Source organism: Muriicola sp. (assembly GCF_049669965.1).
Classification (GTDB): Bacteria; Bacteroidota; Bacteroidia; order Flavobacteriales; family Flavobacteriaceae; genus Muriicola.
The window spans coordinates 16,458-33,878 of sequence record NZ_JBATLB010000298.1 but is presented as its reverse complement, the minus strand read 5'-3'; the positions used below and the strand labels follow the sequence as shown (position 1 = coordinate 33,878).

The window sequence follows — 17,421 nt, the reverse complement described above, 5'->3', positions numbered from 1 at the left end:
GAAATTTTTAGATGTAACAAGTAGAATAGCAATAAGGAATAGCTAGAATCCTTCCACGAGGTCGCGAAGCTTTTTATCATTGGCAACGCCAATTTTCTTTCCGGAAGTTTTGATAAATCCTTTCTTTTTAAATTCTGATATGATCCTGATACACGACTCGGTTGCGGTACCCACAACATTGGCAATGTCTTCCCTGGAGAGTGTTACAGTTAGGTAACCGTTAGAATCCTCCCCAAAATTATCCCTGAGATATAAAAAAGCTTCTGCAACACGCTGTTTTACAGATTTTTGAGACATGTTTACGATCACATCATCTGCTTGCCGAAGATCATGCGCCATGTGGCGTAACACTTCCACTGTAAAGTTTGGGTTTTTATGCAGTGCGTCTACGATTCCTTCCTTTGGAATAAAACAAACCTCCATATCACTTACCGCCACAGCACTGAGATTAGAGGATTCTTCTGCGATAACAGAACGCTGCCCCATAACCTCACCCTTACTGGCTAATTTTACAATTTGGTCCTTTCCGTTGGCGCTTAATTTAGAAAGTTTGGAAACGCCATCGCGTACGCAAAATACTCCGTTGAGCTTTTCGCCTTCTTCAAAGATCGATTGTCCTTTCTTAATTGTTTTAGAGACCTTCGTGTCCGATACACGTTTCAATTCCTCCTTGCTCATGGCACGTAAGGAATTGAATTGTCTCACTATACAATTTTCACATCTAGATTTCATCAACATCTATTTACACCTTCTAAATTACTACAATTTAAAGACCTGCCCATACTATTTCCCCAATTTTACAATGATTTAATATTTCAATTTTGGAAATAGTTAAAGAAGTCGTGAAAACTGATGAATATCATGTTTTTTAAAAACCACGCTTGGCATCTTTGCACCCAGGTATAATGCAAATGAATGGATAACACTAACTGCTTTCACTGTGGTGATCCCTGTGATGATCAAATCATTACGTATAAGGAGAAATCATTTTGCTGTCACGGCTGTAAAACCGTTTTTGACATCTTTGATTCTAATGATCTGAGTTATTACTATGAAATTCAGGCAGCCGCCGGCAGTAGTCCTATAGATACAAACGGCAAATACGAATACCTGGACACACCATCCATCACAGACAAGTTATTGGAGTTCAATGATGGCAAGCATCAGATCATCAATCTTTATATCCCTTCTATCCATTGTAGCTCCTGTATTTGGATACTGGAGAATCTGCATAAAATAGCCCCCGGCATCATACAATCGCAAGTCGATTTTCCAAAAAAGACGGTTAGGGTGAATTTTGAATCTACCAAGGTCTCTTTGAAAGAGGTTGTGTTACTGCTTGCGCGAATTGGATATGAACCAAGTATATCGCTCGACTCCTATGACCGAATAGAGAAAACTCAAGACAAAATCTTACTCTACCAGCTAGGAATTGCCGGCTTTGCATTTGGAAATATCATGTTCCTGTCATTTCCAGAATATTTTGAGGTGAATGAGTTTTGGTTAGATCAATACAAACCGTTTTTCAGGTGGTTGATGTTCGCTTTTTCCCTCCCTGTGGTATTTTACGCGGGACGAGACTACCTTATTTCGGCTTACAAAGGCCTTCGCAGTCGTCATTTGAATATTGATGTACCCATTGCACTGGGTATTCTGGTACTGTTTATACGCAGTACCCTGGAGATCTGGTTTGATTGGGGCAGCGGATTTTTTGACAGTCTTAGTGGGTTGATCTTCTTCCTGCTGATCGGAAGATATTTTCAACAAAAAACCTATGCCTTCCTTTCCTTCGAAAGGGATTATAAATCGTATTTCCCGATTGCCGTAACCCGCTTGCTGGACCACAACATTGAAGAGACAATACAAGTCTACAAAATAAGAAAGGGAGACAGGATACTTATACGCCATGGAGAGATTATCCCGGTAGACGGACTGCTTCAGAAAGGTTTGGTGGAAATAGATTACAGTTTTGTTACAGGGGAAGCTATACCGGTTAAAAAAGAAGCAGGCGAAAAAGTATTTGCAGGCGGCAAACAATTGTTGGGTGCCATGGAAATGACGGCCCTAAAGAATGTATCTCAAAGTTATTTAACCCAATTGTGGAGCCAGAATGTCTTCAAGAAAAATAAAACAACTGCTTTTCAGTCACTTACGGACAGTATTGGCAGACGGTTTACACTGGCGGTTTTGCTGATAGCTTTTGGAGCTTCTCTTTTCTGGGCCTTTACAGATCCTTCCAGGGTGTGGAATGTCTTTACAGCTGTACTTATAATTGCCTGTCCCTGTGCGATAGCTCTCGCAGCTCCTTTTACCCTTGGCAATATGTTGAGGATCTTTGGCAGAAAGAAATTCTATCTAAAAGATGTAACGGTCATTGAACAGCTGGCGGCTATCAATACAGCTATTTTCGACAAAACAGGGACGCTCACTACCCGGTCACACGATTCGATCGTATATGAGGGTTCCGAATTAAGCAAGGATGAAAAATCCTGGATAAAAAGCACCCTGCGAGCCTCTAACCACCCCTTGAGCAGGTCGCTCTATCAGCTATTAAAAGGACAGGAAATCTTAACTCTGGACGACTACAGGGAATATGTGGGGCAGGGTCTCTACAGTAGTAAGGGAGAACAAAAACTGAAATTAGGATCAGCGTCATTTGTAGATAATTGTGGGATTGAAACCACAGCACAGACGGTTGTTCATCTCAGTACAAATTCAACATACAGAGGTCATTTTATCTTTCAAAGCGAGTACCGGGCAGGTATTTCAGCGCTTTTTGAACGACTAAAAAAGACCATGGAAATTGCCTTGCTTTCCGGGGATCATGAAGGGGAAAAACATCGATTGGAAGCCTTACTTCCAAGTTTAACCCCCATGTACTTTAATCAAAAACCCCATGACAAACTATTCTTTGTAAAGGAACTTCAGGACCAGGGAAAAAAGGTAATGATGGTAGGAGACGGCCTCAATGATGCCGGTGCCCTCGCACAAAGTAATGTGGGAATTGCTATTTCAGAAGATATCAACGTGTTCTCTCCAGCTTGTGACGGGATCCTGGATGCGAGCAAATTTAAATACCTCTCTGCCTATATAGAAGCCTCCAAACAAGCTATGAAGATCATAAAAATGAGTTTTGTTTTATCCCTTCTTTATAATCTTGTTGGCTTGTATTTTGCGGTAACAGGCCAGTTAGAACCGGTGGTTGCGGCCATTCTTATGCCACTTAGTTCCATTAGTATTGTAGCATTCACAACTCTGGCAACTAATCTGCTTGGGAGGAAAATAAAATAGTAAAACCTGATTTATGTCATTTTTTAGCGATCCAAGCACTTTTACTTTTACACCAGAATTCAGGTAGGTATGAGTGTTATTTATGTGTTACTGTCTATCAGCATTGTGGTAGCCGTTGTCTTTTTTGCAGCCTTTATCTTTTCCGTGAAGAGCGGGCAGTACGATGATTCCTATACACCTTCAGTACGGATCTTGTTCGAAGATGAACTGGTGACGGAAAAGGGCCACAAAACAATTCCCGACGAAAAGAATGAATTACCAATCTCAAAAAGAAAACAACTATAATTATGGAAGTACAGCAGTTTAGTTACGATAACCAGATCGTAAAGAAATTTATTTATGCTACCCTATTTTGGGGGATTATAGGCATGCTCGTAGGCTTACTACTGGCTTTTATGTTCTTATTTCCGAACGTAACCGATGGAATATCATGGCTGAGCTTTGGCCGGCTACGACCGCTCCACACCAATGCCGTTATTTTTGCATTTGTGGGGAACGCTATCTTCGCTGGGGTCTATTATTCTACCCAGCGACTCTTAAAAGCCAGGATGTTCAGTGATTTTCTCAGTAATCTTAATTTCTGGGGATGGCAGGCCATCATTGTTTCTGCCGCCATTACCTTGCCCTTAGGATATACCACTTCCAAAGAATATGCAGAATTAGAATGGCCAATAGACCTGGCCATTGCAGTGATATGGGTTGCCTTTGGATGGAACCTTATCGGAACGATGATAAAGAGAAGACAACGCCATTTGTATGTTGCTATCTGGTTTTATCTGGCCACCTTTGTGACGGTTGCCGTCCTCCACATTTTTAATAGCCTGGAACTACCTGTAAGTGCATTAAAGAGTTACTCCGTGTATGCGGGTGTTCAGGATGCACTGGTTCAATGGTGGTACGGTCATAATGCGGTAGCATTCTTCCTGACAACCCCTTTTCTGGGTCTGATGTACTATTTTGTACCTAAAGCAGCTAACAGGCCTGTCTACTCTTACAAACTATCTATAGTTCATTTTTGGTCCCTAATCTTCATTTATATTTGGGCAGGACCTCACCACTTATTGTATTCCTCTCTTCCTGACTGGGCACAAAATTTAGGCGTGGCCTTTTCCGTAATGCTTATTGCACCTTCCTGGGGAGGGATGATCAACGGATTATTAACGCTGAGAGGTGCCTGGGATAAAGTACGGACAGATCCTACCCTTAAATTTATGGTGGTAGCCATTACCGGTTACGGTATGGCCACTTTTGAAGGGCCCATGTTATCCCTAAAGAACGTAAATGCCATCGCCCACTTTAGTGACTGGATCATAGCCCACGTACATGTAGGTGCCCTGGCCTGGAATGGTTTCCTAACCTTTGGTATGATCTATTATTTAGTGCCAAAAATGTTCAAAACCAGACTCCATTCCACTCCTATGGCCAATTTCCATTTCTGGATAGGCACGCTGGGAATCATCTTATATGCCCTGCCCATGTACGTTGCAGGCTTTACCCAAGCCCTAATGTGGAAAGACTTTAACCCGGACGGAAGCCTGGTTTATGGTAACTTCCTGGAAACCGTAAACGAAATTATGCCTATGTACTGGATGCGTGCCATAGGTGGCTCCCTCTATATTGTAGGCTTTATCGTAATGTTATACAATATCGTGGTTACCATTCGCTCCGGTAGTGCCGTTAAAGACGAACTTGCAGAGGCCCCTGCGTTGACAAGGGTCTCCAATAGACGTACCATGGGAGAAACCTTCCATACCTGGTTGGAAAGAAAGCCAATACAATTAACAATCCTGGCTACTGTTGCCATCCTTATTGGAGGGATCATACAGATTGTTCCTACCATTTTAGTTAAATCGAATATTCCTACCATCACCAGTGTAAAACCCTATACACCTTTAGAATTAGAAGGTAGAGACCTCTATATCAGGGAAGGTTGTGTAGGTTGTCATTCTCAGATGGTGCGCCCTTTCAGGAGCGAAGTGGAACGCTATGGAGAATATGCCAAAGCAGGGGAGTTTGTCTATGACCACCCATTTTTATGGGGTAGTAAACGAACAGGACCCGATCTCTTGAGAGTGGGAGGCAAATATTCAGATAACTGGCATTTAAATCATATGTACGATCCGCAAAGTATGTCTTCGGGCTCCATAATGCCAGCCTATCAGTGGTTGGTACAAAACAAGCACGATCGCAGCGCCATTCAAGCTAAGATGCGGGCCATGGTAACCTTAGGGGTCCCCTATTCAGAAGAGGAGATAACAAATGCAGTGACCTCTATGAATGAACAAGCCCTTTCTATAGAGAAGAACCTCTATTCCGATCCTGATTTTGCGAGAGGATATGAGGAAGACAAGGCGTATGCCGCCAGTAACGGCCAGGAGTTTATAGAAATGAAGGATCGCGAGATTGTTGCCTTAATTGCCTATTTACAACGCCTTGGAACCGATATTAAAGTAAAAGAAACAGATCAACTCATCTCAGAAAACAACTAGATCATGCTAAAATTCGTCAAAAACTATATGGAAAGTATTGAAGGGGTGGCCACCTATCCTATGATCTCCCTTTTGATCTTTTTTGTCTTTTTTTCCTTGCTGTTCTGGTGGGTATTTACCGCCTCCAAGGAACACATAAAGGAAGTCAGTGAGTTACCCTTAGATGATAATTAACCAAAATAATAAACTATGAAAAATATGACACCCTGGTGGATCAGAATCCCATTCTTTTTCTTCCTGATCTTTGGATTGATGGAGTATTTTATAGATTCGGGAGCTAAGCCGGCCTTCATAGAATATCCAATTGCGCAGTTCTTCCTGCTGATGGTATTGCTTATTCTGATCGCCATTGAACTTATCGTTAAATCAGTAGAAAACGTACTTTTCCAAACACTCTCTGAAGAAGCTAAAGAACGCTATCTCAATGCCCAAACAAAATCCTGGGAATGGACATGGGGGAAAAGGATGTATACCAAACTACTCGGTTCTAAGTCAATTCAGGAGGAAGGTGAAATTATTCTGGATCACAATTATGACGGTATCAGGGAACTAGATAATAAACTTCCGCCCTGGTGGGTCTATCTCTTTTACGCCACCATCTTGTTTGGCGTGGTGTATCTGGCCCGCTTCCATGTTTTTAATGATTACGATCAGAAACTGGAATACGAGATGGAGATAGCCGAAGCTCAGGCAGCCATAGAAGCCTACCGCAAAACGGCTAAAGACCTGGTGGATGTGAATACGGTAACCTTACTTACCGATGCATCTGACCTGAGTGCGGGAAAAGCCATTTTTGAGGCCAATTGTGTGGTTTGTCATATGGCAGATGGCGGTGGAGGCATTGGTCCTAATCTTACGGACCAGTATTGGATCCTTGGAGGTGGCATCAAGAATGTTTTCAGAACCATTTCTGAAGGTGGGCGAGACGGAAAAGGAATGATTTCATGGAAACAAACCCTCAAGCCGGCTGAAATGGCACAGGTTGCCAGCTACCTACTAACTTTTCAAGGAACAACACCGGCCAACCCAAAAGCTGCTGAAGGGGACCTATACATAGATGAAAATGCTCCCTCCGAGACGGTATCTGATTCTACCACCGTAGCACTGAATGAATAACGAAGTAGACTAAAATACAAATGGCAAATGACGAGCGGTTCAGGGATTCTATTGGCACGATAACTGAAGAAGGAAAACGCGCCTGGGTATTCCCAAAAAAGCCCAGCGGCCGCTTCTATGAATACCGCAAATGGGTGAGTTATGGGTTGCTCTTGTTTCTTATTGCCTCGCCGTTTGTAAAAGTAAACGGGAACCAGTTCCTGATGTTCAATGTGCTTGAACGGCGCTTTAATATTTTTGGATTTCCATTTTGGCCGCAAGATTTCCACCTCTTTGTGATCTCCATGATAATCGGGGTCATTTTTGTAGCCCTTTTTACAGTTGCCTTTGGGCGGATATTTTGCGGATGGATGTGTCCACAAACCATTTTTCTGGAAATGGTATTCCGACGAATCGAATTCTGGATAGATGGGGATCGCGGTGCACAAATGCGGTTAAACCGGCAAGCCTGGAATGCGGAGAAGATCAGAAAAAGGGTCCTAAAATGGTTGGTCTTTTTTATAATCTCATTTCTGATCGCCAATGTTTTCCTAGCCTATCTAATTGGAAGTGATACCCTGGTCCGATATGTAACGGATGGGCCCTTTCAACACCAGAGCACCCTTGTATCTTTACTAATATTCACTTCTGTTTTTTATTTTGTTTTTGCCTGGTTTCGGGAACAGGTATGTATCATAGCCTGCCCCTATGGAAGATTACAGGGTGTATTACTTGATAACAAATCTATTGTAGTGGCTTATGACCACAAAAGAGGTGAGGCCGAAAATGGCAGAAAGAAATTTAGAAAAGGAGAAGATAGGGATGCCCTGGGCCACGGGGATTGTATAGACTGTTTTCAATGTGTACACGTGTGCCCTACCGGGATAGATATCCGGAATGGTACCCAGCTAGAATGTGTGAACTGCACTGCCTGTATTGATGAATGCGACACTATCATGGAAAAGATAGACAAGCCAAAAGGACTTATCAGATATGCCAGTGAAGATAATATTGAAAAAAAGGCACCCTTTAAATTTAACGCCAGACTAAAAGGATATTCGGCAGTACTGTTCATTTTGATTGGGGTACTCGTAGGCATGTTGTTTTTAAGAAATGACCTGGAAGCCAATATTCTTAGGCTTCCTGGACAATTATACGAACGTAAGGAAGGGAATATCATCAGCAATGTCTATACATTTAAACTCATTAACAAGACTACTAAAGAGGTATCCGATGTAAGCTTTAAATTGCTCTCACATAAAGGTGAAATTAACGTGGTAACCCACAAAAATTTTAGTGTGGAAGCCGAAGAACTTGCAGAAGGCACATTGTTTATAGACATCAATGCAGCGGCCCTCAATGGAGAAAAAGACAAACTCAAAATCGGGGTTTACAGCGGTGACAAGCTAATAGAAACAGCTACCACTCGTTTTCTAGCACCAAGGAGATATAATTAAAGTACTTAAAAGGGAAAAATAGAATAACAGTATGAAAATAAATTGGGGAACAGGAATTGTTTTATCATTTATAGGGTTTATTAGCTTTATCATGTTTTTTGTGGTTCGGATGAACACAGATAACAGGGCGAACCATGACCTCGTAACCGAAGATTATTACAAGAAAGAGCTGTCATTTCAAAAGGAAATAGACGCGGAAAAAGAAGCGAATGCACTTCCAACCCAATTACAGCTCAAAAGAATTGAAGAAGGACTGCAGATCCGATTTCCTAAAGAAATGGATGCAACTAAAATAGATGGTATAGTGTCCCTTTACAGACCATCCAATAAACACTTGGATTTTGACTTACCTATAAGTTTATCCAATGCACATTTGCTCATACCTGACAAACGTTTGTTGGATGGTCGCTGGGACATTACAATACGCTGGACCTATGATGGCAAGAATTACCTTGTCAAAAAAAGCATGACCTATTAAGCTAGTCTATGGTATACACAGCTTTTTTACTGGGCCTAATGGGAAGTTTACACTGCGTTGGCATGTGCGGCCCTATTGCCTTTATGCTTCCCCTGGACAGGGAAGATAAATTCAAAATGTCCATGCAAGTTTTAGTATATCACCTGGGCAGAATGGGTGCTTATGCCCTTCTTGGTTTGGCCTTCGGTTTTTTTGGCAAGGGACTATACCTCTTTGGTGCCCAGCAATATCTGTCTATCGGAATGGGGATTCTGATGATATTGGCTATGGTGATCCCTCAGAAAAAGTTGAACACTTTCCGGATCTCAAAACCTGTCTACCGTCTAATTTCCGGTCTTAAATCTCGGCTGGGTACCTTACTCAAAAAGCGCACCGCAGATACCTTTGTAACTATCGGATTCCTAAATGGCTTTTTACCATGTGGCCTGGTCTATATGGCTCTTTTCGCATCAATCGCAATGGCTTCTCCCCTAGAAGGATCCCTTTATATGGTCTTATTTGGCATAGGGACGGTTCCCTTAATGACCAGTGCAGCTTTTTTGGGGAAACTTTTAAAAACTCCGGCACGCAAAAGAATCCGGCAACTTATACCCATCTTTGTAGTGCTTGTTGGAATTCTATTTATTCTCAGAGGCTTGGGATTGGGCATACCATATGTATCTCCAAAACCGATGACAAATGTAGTCAGCACTCAAATAGAATGTCACCAACCATAATGGCTGAGGCCACTTTTAAACAACATACTTAAATATAATATCATGAAGATTGTCTCAAAGACCGAAGCGGCCGCCCTTGTTAAATCTGGTGATCGTGTCTTTTTACAAGGGGCCGCGATGACCCCAAATACATTAATCAATGCCATTGCAGATCGATATAAGGAATTAAAGAATGTAGAAATTATTTCGATCCATACGGAAGGCGAGGTAAATTATGCGCGTTCGCCTTACAATAGTGCTTTTACCATCAACAGCTGTTTTGTAGGAGGGAATGTCCGAAATGCCGTAAACACGAATAAGGGCGACTATATTCCAATATTCCTAAGTGAGATCCATCTGTTGTTCAGGAGGAATATCCTACCCCTGGATGTGGCACTAATTCAGGTATCACCTCCGGACAAGCATGGGTATTGCTCCCTTGGGGTTTCGGTAGATGTAACATTACCCGCCATAAAAACTGCCAAATTGGTCATCGCCCAGGTAAATACTCGAGTTCCCAGAACCCATGGAGATGGGATCATCCACATTTCTGAGATCAATGCTGCCTTTGAGCTTAATGAATCACTGCATACTCATGAAATGGCACCAATATCTGAGATAGAACATCAAATTGGAAAAAATGTGGCTGAACTTATAGAAGATGGTGCCACCTTACAACTGGGAATTGGCAACATCCCTAATGCCGTTTTAACCAATTTATATGGCCATAAAAGACTGGGAATACATACCGAGATGTTTTCGGACGGACTGCTTCCTTTGGTAGAAAAAGGTATAATTACTGGCGAAGAAAAGACATTAAAATCAGGAAGAATTGTAACTTGTTTTGCATCTGGCACACAGCAATTATATGACTTTGTTGATGACAATCCCATAGTTAATTTTAAAGAGGCGGCCTATACCAATGATACAAATGTGATTCTTCAAAATCCAAAAGTTACGGCCATTAACAGTGCCATAGAGATAGATCTTACCGGTCAGATCTGTGCTGATAGTGTGGGTACAAAACAGTTTTCGGGAGTGGGAGGACAAATGGATTTTATACGGGCGGCTTCACTATCTTGGGGTGGTAAACCTATATTCGCATTTACATCTCAAACCAAAAAAGGGATCTCCAAGATTACGCCCCTGTTAAAGAATGGGGCGGGGGTTACCACAACCCGGGCCCATGTTCATTATGTAGCCACAGAATATGGGGTGGTAAACCTGTTTGGAATGAATTTACATCAAAGGGCCAAGGCACTTATTGGGATCGCTCACCCTGATCACCGGGAAACACTTTCCAAAGCTGCCTATGAGCGCTTTGAACGCGAATAATACATAAAATGTATGCAACTAAATCAGTATATAGATCATACCCTCTTAAAACCCACGGCTACGGAGAAAGACATTAAGCTGCTTTGTAAAGAAGCCATACAATACAATTTCTATGCGGTTTGTGTTAATAGCAGTTTTGTGGCATTGGCTGTCTCTGAGTTACAAAACACATCTGTAAAAGTGGCTGCGGTCATAGGGTTTCCTTTAGGGGCCATGGCTACTGAAATAAAAATAGCGGAAACTGCATACTGTTTAGAACAGGGGGCTGATGAGATAGACATGGTCATAAACCTCGGGTGGTTTAAATCGGGTTTATATTCCAAAGTCCAGGATGAAATAAAGAACATCAAAAGTATGATGGGGAAAGCCACTCTAAAAGTGATCCTTGAGACCTGCTATTTATCAGAAGAAGAGATAGGAAAAGCTTGTAATCTTTGTCTGAATGCGGGGGCCGACTATGTAAAAACCTCCACGGGTTTTGGTCCTGAAGGAGCCACCCTGAGTGCTGTAAAGCGCATGAAAGACAGCGTAGGAAATAAGGCAAAGATCAAAGCTTCCGGAGGTATTAGAGACAAAGCCACAGCTTTGGCGTATATTAAAGCAGGCGCTTCGCGTATTGGTACCTCCTCAGGGGTGCAGATGATGGCGCCATAAGAACAATACTATGAGTACACATATCGATGCCCCAAAAGGAGCTATTGCCGAAACGGTCCTATTGCCGGGCGACCCTCTGCGGGCCCAGTGGATCGCCGAAACCTTTTTGGATAACGCCCAGTGTTATAATAAGGTAAGGGGAATGCTGGGATTTACAGGCACTTATAAAGGACGGCGTATCTCCGTTCAGGGCAGCGGCATGGGGGTGCCTTCGGCCTTAATATACTATCACGAACTCATTGCAGACTACGGGGCCAAGACGCTTATACGGGTAGGCACCGCAGGGAGTTACCAAAGAGATATTGGGTTAAGGGATGTGGTATTGGCCATGTCTGCCTCCACAAATTCAGCACTTAATGACAGAAAGTTTAACAGGGCTCATTTTGCTCCCACGGCCAACTTCGATCTGTTTAAAAAAGCAATGGCTTATGCCGATAAAAAAAGTATCCCCATCAAAGCTGGTAATGTACTTACCAATGATGTGTTTTATGAAGACGATCCCAAGGATTTTGAGAAATGGGCAGATTACGGAGTCTTATGTGTTGAAATGGAAACCGCGGCCCTATACACCATCGCAGCAAAGCACAGGGTAAGAGCCTTGTCTATTTTAACCATTTCAGATTCACTCGTCACCAAAGAATTTACTACTTCTAAAGAGCGAGAGAGCAGCTTTAAACAAATGGTAGATATCGCTTTAAACATCTCCTAATGTGAATGTACCCATAGCCTTATGAACCAAAAGCTTACTAAGTATAGGTTACAACCGGCAGAAGAGGTTTCTTTAACCGGCCCTTCGTCTCGTTTCAAAGAACTGTTATTTACCTTTAGGGTACAGTGGAGTTTTATAAAAGGCTTTAGGAAAATGCATTTTATCGGGCCCTGTGTAACGATCTTTGGTTCGGCCCGATTTAAATCGGATAATCCCTATTACAAAAGTGCTGAAGAAATAGGTGCCGCAATGGTGAAACTCGGATTTGCGGTAATGACGGGTGGTGGACCCGGAATAATGGAAGCTGCCAATAAAGGAGCCTATGAAGCTGGGGGTTATTCAGTAGGGTGCAATATTATTTTACCGTTTGAACAAGAACCCAATACCTACCTACACAGGTGGATCGATATCCCCTATTTCTTTGTTCGAAAATTCTTATTATTAAAATATTCATACGCCTTTGTGGTAATGCCCGGGGGTATTGGCACCCTGGATGAACTATTTGAGTCGCTCACCTTGATACAGACCAAAATGATCCAGAATTTCCCGGTGGTAATTTTTGGTTCTGAATATCATAAAGAGTTATGCCAACACATTGAGGTCATGGTAAAAAACGAGAGTATTAGCCCTGAAGAGATGAAATTACTTTTTGTTACTGACTCTGTGGAAGAACTGGTTCAACACATACGGACACACGCTATACAAAGGTTTAATCTGGTGAAAAAAGCAAGCAAGCCAAAGTGGTGGCTGGGAGAAAAAGACAGTCCTAAAAGAGCCATATTTCCTAAAAATTAGGCGTATCTTTCTCTAAGATGACAAAAGCAAAACCCGCACTTACGAATCGGGAAGATATCTACCTCTTGGTAACAAGTTTCTATAAGAAAATAAGGACGAACCCCGATTTGGGGCCTATTTTTAATGCCATTATCGAGGATTGGGAATCGCATTTTGTTGTACTGACCGATTTTTGGGAAAGTCAGTTATTAGTTCGAAGAACCTACCTGGGAAATCCTATTGAAGTGCATCAAAAGGTAGATGCTACTATGAACCATTCCATCACCTCAGCGCATTTCGGTCTTTGGTTGAATTTATGGTTTGAGACCCTTGATGAATTATTTACGGGTGACCTGGTCTGGGTGGCCAAAAACAGAGCTCAAAAAATGTCTACTATGTTATTCTTAAAAATCTATGAAAGTAGACCTAAAGAATAAGGTCTTATTTTTTATATAGTGTATAAACATCTACATAAAATTGATGCGGAAGCCATTTATTCGCCTTGTGGGTCCTACAGATATCAGCTGTTACTAAACCACAGAGGAAAGGGAAATGGGAAAAGGGTATGTGTTATCATGCAAAACCCCAGTGTTGCCGGATCTGAATTCGCAGACAAATCTGTTCAATTCTTAGAAAAGTTGATTTTTCAAAAGCAAAATAAGGCATTTAAAAAGGTCTCTCAGATCGTAATTGTAAATCAGTTTGCCCGCATTCAAACGAAAAATTTTAAGGGATTAGTAGAAGATGAAGGTCCGGAGAATAAAGCCCATCTCTTAGAGGCCATTCGCATTTCGGATATCATCCTGATCGCATGGGGCAAGACCAATCCGTTTAAAGAAAGCCAGCAAGCCATCTTACAAATGATAGATACCTTTAAAGATAGGACTGTCCTGATCACCAAAAAACATCCATCCAGGGGCATGTACGAAAACTTTATCCTTCCTTTCCCTGCTTAGAAATCCTTTCTTTTAGCCTTGTGGGCCAATCGCCAGATGGGCAAGGCGGTCCATACTAAAAGCATTAGCATAGAAACGAAGAATCCTGTATCCGTTCCAAAGAACTGTTTAAATACGGCTCCCGTATACCCCAGGAGAGCAGATATATCCAATTTTAAAAGGATAAGTGTTCTCGAAAGGTCTATAGGATTGAGCATGGTAGAGACTAAGGAAAAATTGTCGAGCGGATACTGCTCAAATACGATGAGCGACATCAGGAATAATCCGTCATAAATGACTGCCAGAAAGAGCCAGAGAAGTACGGCATACCCAAAACCCTTGATCTTATTTTCGTTAGAAATAGCAATATTAAAAGCCAGGGCCGTAAATATGAGCGTCAAAAATGCTCCGGTAACCAACAGCAGTGAAAAGTCGAATATTGCCTCACTTTTAAAAAGGCCATATAGCACAAAAGGGATCCCCAGCCCAAAGACCAAACTGAAGGTAAGTGAACTTGCTACCCCTAAATACTGTCCAATAAAAATGGAAGATCTAGGAATGGGTTGTGCCAGCAAAAGTTCTGTGAATTCCTTTGAATTATAGTAATACATGATCCCAAAAATGGTACCAATTAGAGGCACCAGGACTATGATCACATTCATCAGGGTGATCACCGCTTTGGATACATCATTATTTAAGAAAAGTAAAACGAACCCAAGCAAAAGGTAGAACAGGAAATAAACGTAGCTCCACCTGCTTCTGATTAGATCGTAGAAACTGTATTTTAAGATCTTACCCATGTGCAGGAGTAGATGTTATAGCCGCAATGGCGTGTTCAAGATTGTGCTGACCCGTCTTTTTCTGCAAGTCAGCAACACCGCCTTTAAAGTAGATCTGCCCTTCTAGCAGGTAAATGATCTCATCGGCAATTTCGGCTACAAACTGCATAATGTGCGAGCTTATCAGGATGGTTTTTCCTTTGGATTTCTCTTCCCTTATCAATTTTTTTAGGCGTATAAGCGATGCTGGATCTAATCCTGTGGTAGGTTCATCCAGAATTAATAAGGGGCTGTTAAACATAAAAGCCAAAACTATATTTACCTTTTGTTTGGTTCCTCCGGAGAGGGTGGCTAATCTTTTGTTCATAGAAGATTCTAATTCAAAAAGTGCAATCAGTTCTTCCTGCCTGTCTGCCTGTTGCCGCAGATCTTTTATCATCGTGAACAATTCCTTTACTTTAATGTTGCCCGGGAAATTGGCGATTTGTGGCAGATAATTTATCTCCCTGCGATATCGCCAGGTATTCTTAATGGGTTTTCCCATTATATTAATACTGCCTTTATTTGGTAGTACCATGCCCAACATACATTTGATCAGTGTCGTTTTTCCCGATCCATTTGGGCCCAGGATTGCAAATATTCCACCTTCTTCAATGGTAAGGTTGAGTCCTTGAAGTACCTGATTCTTACCAAAGTTTTTATACAAAGAATTTACCTCTATCATCAGTGCCTTTTCATCAGTGGATTTGCATCCAGGAGTTTATCCGGGGTAAATACCGGCGATACTTTTTCAGAAAAATCGATTATGTCCATAAATAAACTGCGTAATAAAATAATGGTTTCGGGAGTGCGATTCACAATATAGGAAAACAGTTTCACCGGTCTGTAGGGTACATCCCCCACTCCATCTTTATTCAAATCATAACCCGTATAATTGCTCCAGTAATTCCCATCAAATATATTGTCATTCATTTTAGAATTATAGGAGATATCGAAGGAATTATAGAGAAAATTATTGTTGGTGAAAGAATTCGCATAACAGGCCCCAAGCACCTTAACGGCCCATCCATTCTTTATGAAATTATTGTTCTTGTATTCAATTCGGTTAGAGCCTTCTATATTTATCCCAATGGTATTCTCTTCAAAAGTATTTCCTATTATCTCGGCATCATTTATTTCCTTAAGTAACATTCCAAATGCTGCAGATCCCCAGTTTTTTCGAAATGTATTATCGATCATTTTTATCCTTTTCGAAAACATGACGGCTACCCCCGCGCCGTTGTTCTCAAAGGTATTGTTCGTATAAATATCATCGTTCGAGAACATAAAATGCAATCCATACCTTAAATTTTTGGCGCTTACGTTATTCGTGATGGTGATATTATCCGAAAATTCCAGATAGATGCCATCGCGCACACCCTGTACAATATTGCGGTCTACCATAACATTTTTTGAGTACCATAATTGTATGCCGTTCCCTGAATTGTACTCATCTACGGCATCGCCAATGATCTTATTGTTAAAGACTCTGCCATTGTTTGATTTTTCCAGATAAATTCCAAAGAATAAGTTTTCGAGCACCACATTCTGTATCAGATAATTTTCACTTCTTACTACCCGTATTGCTGCCCAATCTGTTGTATAACTGGTGCCTACATTCTTAATAAAAAGTCCGTCTACAGTTACACTATCGGCCATGATCCTAATTATTTCCCCCTGATCTTCCCCATCGATTATAGGGTAGCCTTCTCCCCGCAGGGTGAGGGGTTTATCAACAATGATATTGTATTCGCGATAGGTACTTTTTTTTATCAGCAACGTATCGTGCCTTGCTGCTATGGAGATGCCGTCTTTTATAGTCTGCACAGCGCAGCTTGGGCAAATCTCAATTAGCTTTGGTTGTTGAGCCTTCCCCAAAAAAAACAAGCCGGATACAATAAAGCAACACAGTAATTTCATAGGTGGAGCTATCGAATAATCAAAAATTTAGAATCTTCTCTGGCCACCACCCAATGAGCAGTTTCTTTTGGAAAATTAAAATGCTGTTGGGTCTTAAGGGCGTAGATTGTTCCGTTAATATGAAATTCAATGGCTCCTTCCAGCACCACCAATTCTGCATCCCTTGGTGAAGTGTGCTCCGGGAAGAGCGCATCTTTCTCGAGGGCAATACTGAGAATTTCGAGAGAAGGTTTTTGAACCAATTTCTTTACCTGAAGATTCTGGAATTGCTGGGTTTTTATTTCATCGCTAATCGTGTACATAGTTATTGCATTAAAACAGTTTTATCCTTAAATCGTTGCTGTAATTCTGTCCATGTTAAAAGAATTCCCTCGTTAGCAGCCTGCACTCTTTCGGCAACCTCTCTATTCTTGAAAGCGGAGAGATATTCCCCCATCGGACTCGGAATATTTTTACTGATAAGATAAGTAGCTTCTGTGGCATTGATCAATTCCCCGGGCGTTTCAAAATCATTTACCAGGTAAAGCGCTATTGATTCCCGGTCTACTTCCCTTAGGGTGTTCATCATACATTCCGTAGCATCAAACTTAAATACCTTCCCCTTGTGGGTGACATATTGGGCTGCATGTTGTTTGTCTACAATGGTCATACTGCAGTACTGACACCCATCACTACCATAGTTAATAGGTTGTGGACGAACACTACAGGAGGCTAATCCCAAAAGAAGTATAACAAAAATACCATAGGTTGCTTTCATCTCTCTGTATTTTT

Annotated in this window: 20 protein-coding genes; 14 read left to right on the top strand and 6 right to left on the bottom strand. The window is 41.6% G+C overall.

The features are described 5' to 3' along the window. Positions 1-42: 42 nt before the first annotated feature. Positions 43-732 carry a Crp/Fnr family transcriptional regulator gene (locus WBM49_RS14610; protein ID WP_424372783.1) on the bottom strand — a complete coding sequence of 230 codons (690 nt, stop codon included), beginning with the start codon at positions 730-732 and terminating at the stop codon, positions 43-45. A 183-nt stretch (positions 733-915) separates the two neighbouring features. Between WBM49_RS14610 and WBM49_RS14605 the strand changes: the two genes are divergently transcribed. The 14 genes from WBM49_RS14605 to WBM49_RS14540 all read left to right on the top strand — a co-directional run bounded on the left by WBM49_RS14605 (position 916) and on the right by WBM49_RS14540 (position 13,933). Further along, on the top strand, positions 916-3,291 hold the full coding sequence (locus tag WBM49_RS14605) for a heavy metal translocating P-type ATPase (protein ID WP_424372782.1): 2,376 nt from the start codon (positions 916-918) through the stop codon (positions 3,289-3,291). Positions 3,292-3,360: 69 nt separating this feature from the next. After that, positions 3,361-3,576, top strand: a complete 216-nt coding sequence (ccoS, locus tag WBM49_RS14600; protein WP_424372781.1) for a cbb3-type cytochrome oxidase assembly protein CcoS — start codon at positions 3,361-3,363, stop codon at positions 3,574-3,576. Positions 3,577-3,578: 2 nt separating this feature from the next. Then, entirely contained in the window at positions 3,579-5,780 is a 2,202-nt protein-coding gene (gene ccoN, locus WBM49_RS14595; RefSeq protein ID WP_424372780.1) for a cytochrome-c oxidase, cbb3-type subunit I, read from the top strand. A gap of 3 nt (positions 5,781-5,783) precedes the next feature. Next, positions 5,784-5,954, top strand: a complete 171-nt coding sequence (locus WBM49_RS14590; protein ID WP_424372779.1) for a CcoQ/FixQ family Cbb3-type cytochrome c oxidase assembly chaperone — start codon at positions 5,784-5,786, stop codon at positions 5,952-5,954. Between the two features lie 15 nt (positions 5,955-5,969). After that, a complete protein-coding gene (locus WBM49_RS14585) occupies positions 5,970-6,896 on the top strand; it encodes a cbb3-type cytochrome c oxidase N-terminal domain-containing protein (protein WP_424372778.1) in 927 nt (308 codons plus the stop codon). 20 nt (positions 6,897-6,916) lie between these two features. Then, entirely contained in the window at positions 6,917-8,332 is a 1,416-nt protein-coding gene (gene ccoG / locus WBM49_RS14580; RefSeq protein ID WP_424372777.1) for a cytochrome c oxidase accessory protein CcoG, read from the top strand. 31 nt (positions 8,333-8,363) lie between these two features. Then, positions 8,364-8,810, top strand: coding sequence for a FixH family protein (locus WBM49_RS14575; RefSeq protein WP_424372776.1), 447 nt, complete (start codon positions 8,364-8,366; stop codon positions 8,808-8,810). An 8-nt stretch (positions 8,811-8,818) separates the two neighbouring features. After that, positions 8,819-9,526 carry a sulfite exporter TauE/SafE family protein gene (locus WBM49_RS14570; RefSeq protein ID WP_424372775.1) on the top strand — a complete coding sequence of 236 codons (708 nt, stop codon included), beginning with the start codon at positions 8,819-8,821 and terminating at the stop codon, positions 9,524-9,526. A 42-nt stretch (positions 9,527-9,568) separates the two neighbouring features. Then, complete coding sequence (locus WBM49_RS14565) at positions 9,569-10,840, top strand: acetyl-CoA hydrolase/transferase family protein (protein ID WP_424372774.1); 1,272 nt, start codon at positions 9,569-9,571, stop codon at positions 10,838-10,840. A 12-nt stretch (positions 10,841-10,852) separates the two neighbouring features. Further along, positions 10,853-11,494 carry a deoxyribose-phosphate aldolase gene (gene deoC / locus WBM49_RS14560; RefSeq protein WP_424372773.1) on the top strand — a complete coding sequence of 214 codons (642 nt, stop codon included), beginning with the start codon at positions 10,853-10,855 and terminating at the stop codon, positions 11,492-11,494. Positions 11,495-11,504: 10 nt separating this feature from the next. Beyond that, positions 11,505-12,203 (top strand): purine-nucleoside phosphorylase, encoded by a 699-nt coding sequence (gene deoD / locus WBM49_RS14555; protein ID WP_424372772.1) that lies wholly within the window; start codon positions 11,505-11,507, stop codon positions 12,201-12,203. Between the two features lie 21 nt (positions 12,204-12,224). Continuing rightward, entirely contained in the window at positions 12,225-12,998 is a 774-nt protein-coding gene (locus WBM49_RS14550; RefSeq protein WP_424372771.1) for a TIGR00730 family Rossman fold protein, read from the top strand. 17 nt (positions 12,999-13,015) lie between these two features. Next, the gene (locus WBM49_RS14545) at positions 13,016-13,414 is read left to right on the top strand and encodes a group III truncated hemoglobin (RefSeq protein ID WP_424372770.1); all 399 of its coding nucleotides are present in this window, start codon (positions 13,016-13,018) and stop codon (positions 13,412-13,414) included. Between the two features lie 18 nt (positions 13,415-13,432). Beyond that, positions 13,433-13,933 (top strand): DUF1643 domain-containing protein, encoded by a 501-nt coding sequence (locus WBM49_RS14540; RefSeq protein WP_424372769.1) that lies wholly within the window; start codon positions 13,433-13,435, stop codon positions 13,931-13,933. On the opposite strand, the gene WBM49_RS14535 is transcribed toward WBM49_RS14540, so the two are convergent. The 5 genes from WBM49_RS14535 to WBM49_RS14515 are packed head-to-tail and all read right to left on the bottom strand — an operon-like array spanning position 13,930 to position 17,407. Continuing rightward, a complete protein-coding gene (locus tag WBM49_RS14535) occupies positions 13,930-14,712 on the bottom strand; it encodes an ABC transporter permease (RefSeq protein WP_424372768.1) in 783 nt (260 codons plus the stop codon). The genes WBM49_RS14540 and WBM49_RS14535 overlap by 4 nt on opposite strands. After that, positions 14,705-15,415 (bottom strand): ABC transporter ATP-binding protein, encoded by a 711-nt coding sequence (locus tag WBM49_RS14530; protein WP_424372767.1) that lies wholly within the window; start codon positions 15,413-15,415, stop codon positions 14,705-14,707. Before WBM49_RS14530 ends, WBM49_RS14535 begins: the two co-directional genes overlap by 8 nt. Beyond that, on the bottom strand, positions 15,415-16,650 hold the full coding sequence (locus WBM49_RS14525) for a nitrous oxide reductase family maturation protein NosD (protein ID WP_424372766.1): 1,236 nt from the start codon (positions 16,648-16,650) through the stop codon (positions 15,415-15,417). Before WBM49_RS14525 ends, WBM49_RS14530 begins: the two co-directional genes overlap by 1 nt. An 8-nt stretch (positions 16,651-16,658) precedes the next feature. After that, positions 16,659-16,952 carry a cupin domain-containing protein gene (locus tag WBM49_RS14520; protein WP_424372765.1) on the bottom strand — a complete coding sequence of 98 codons (294 nt, stop codon included), beginning with the start codon at positions 16,950-16,952 and terminating at the stop codon, positions 16,659-16,661. Between the two features lie 2 nt (positions 16,953-16,954). Beyond that, positions 16,955-17,407 (bottom strand): nitrous oxide reductase accessory protein NosL, encoded by a 453-nt coding sequence (locus tag WBM49_RS14515; RefSeq protein ID WP_424372764.1) that lies wholly within the window; start codon positions 17,405-17,407, stop codon positions 16,955-16,957. Positions 17,408-17,421 lie beyond the last annotated feature (14 nt).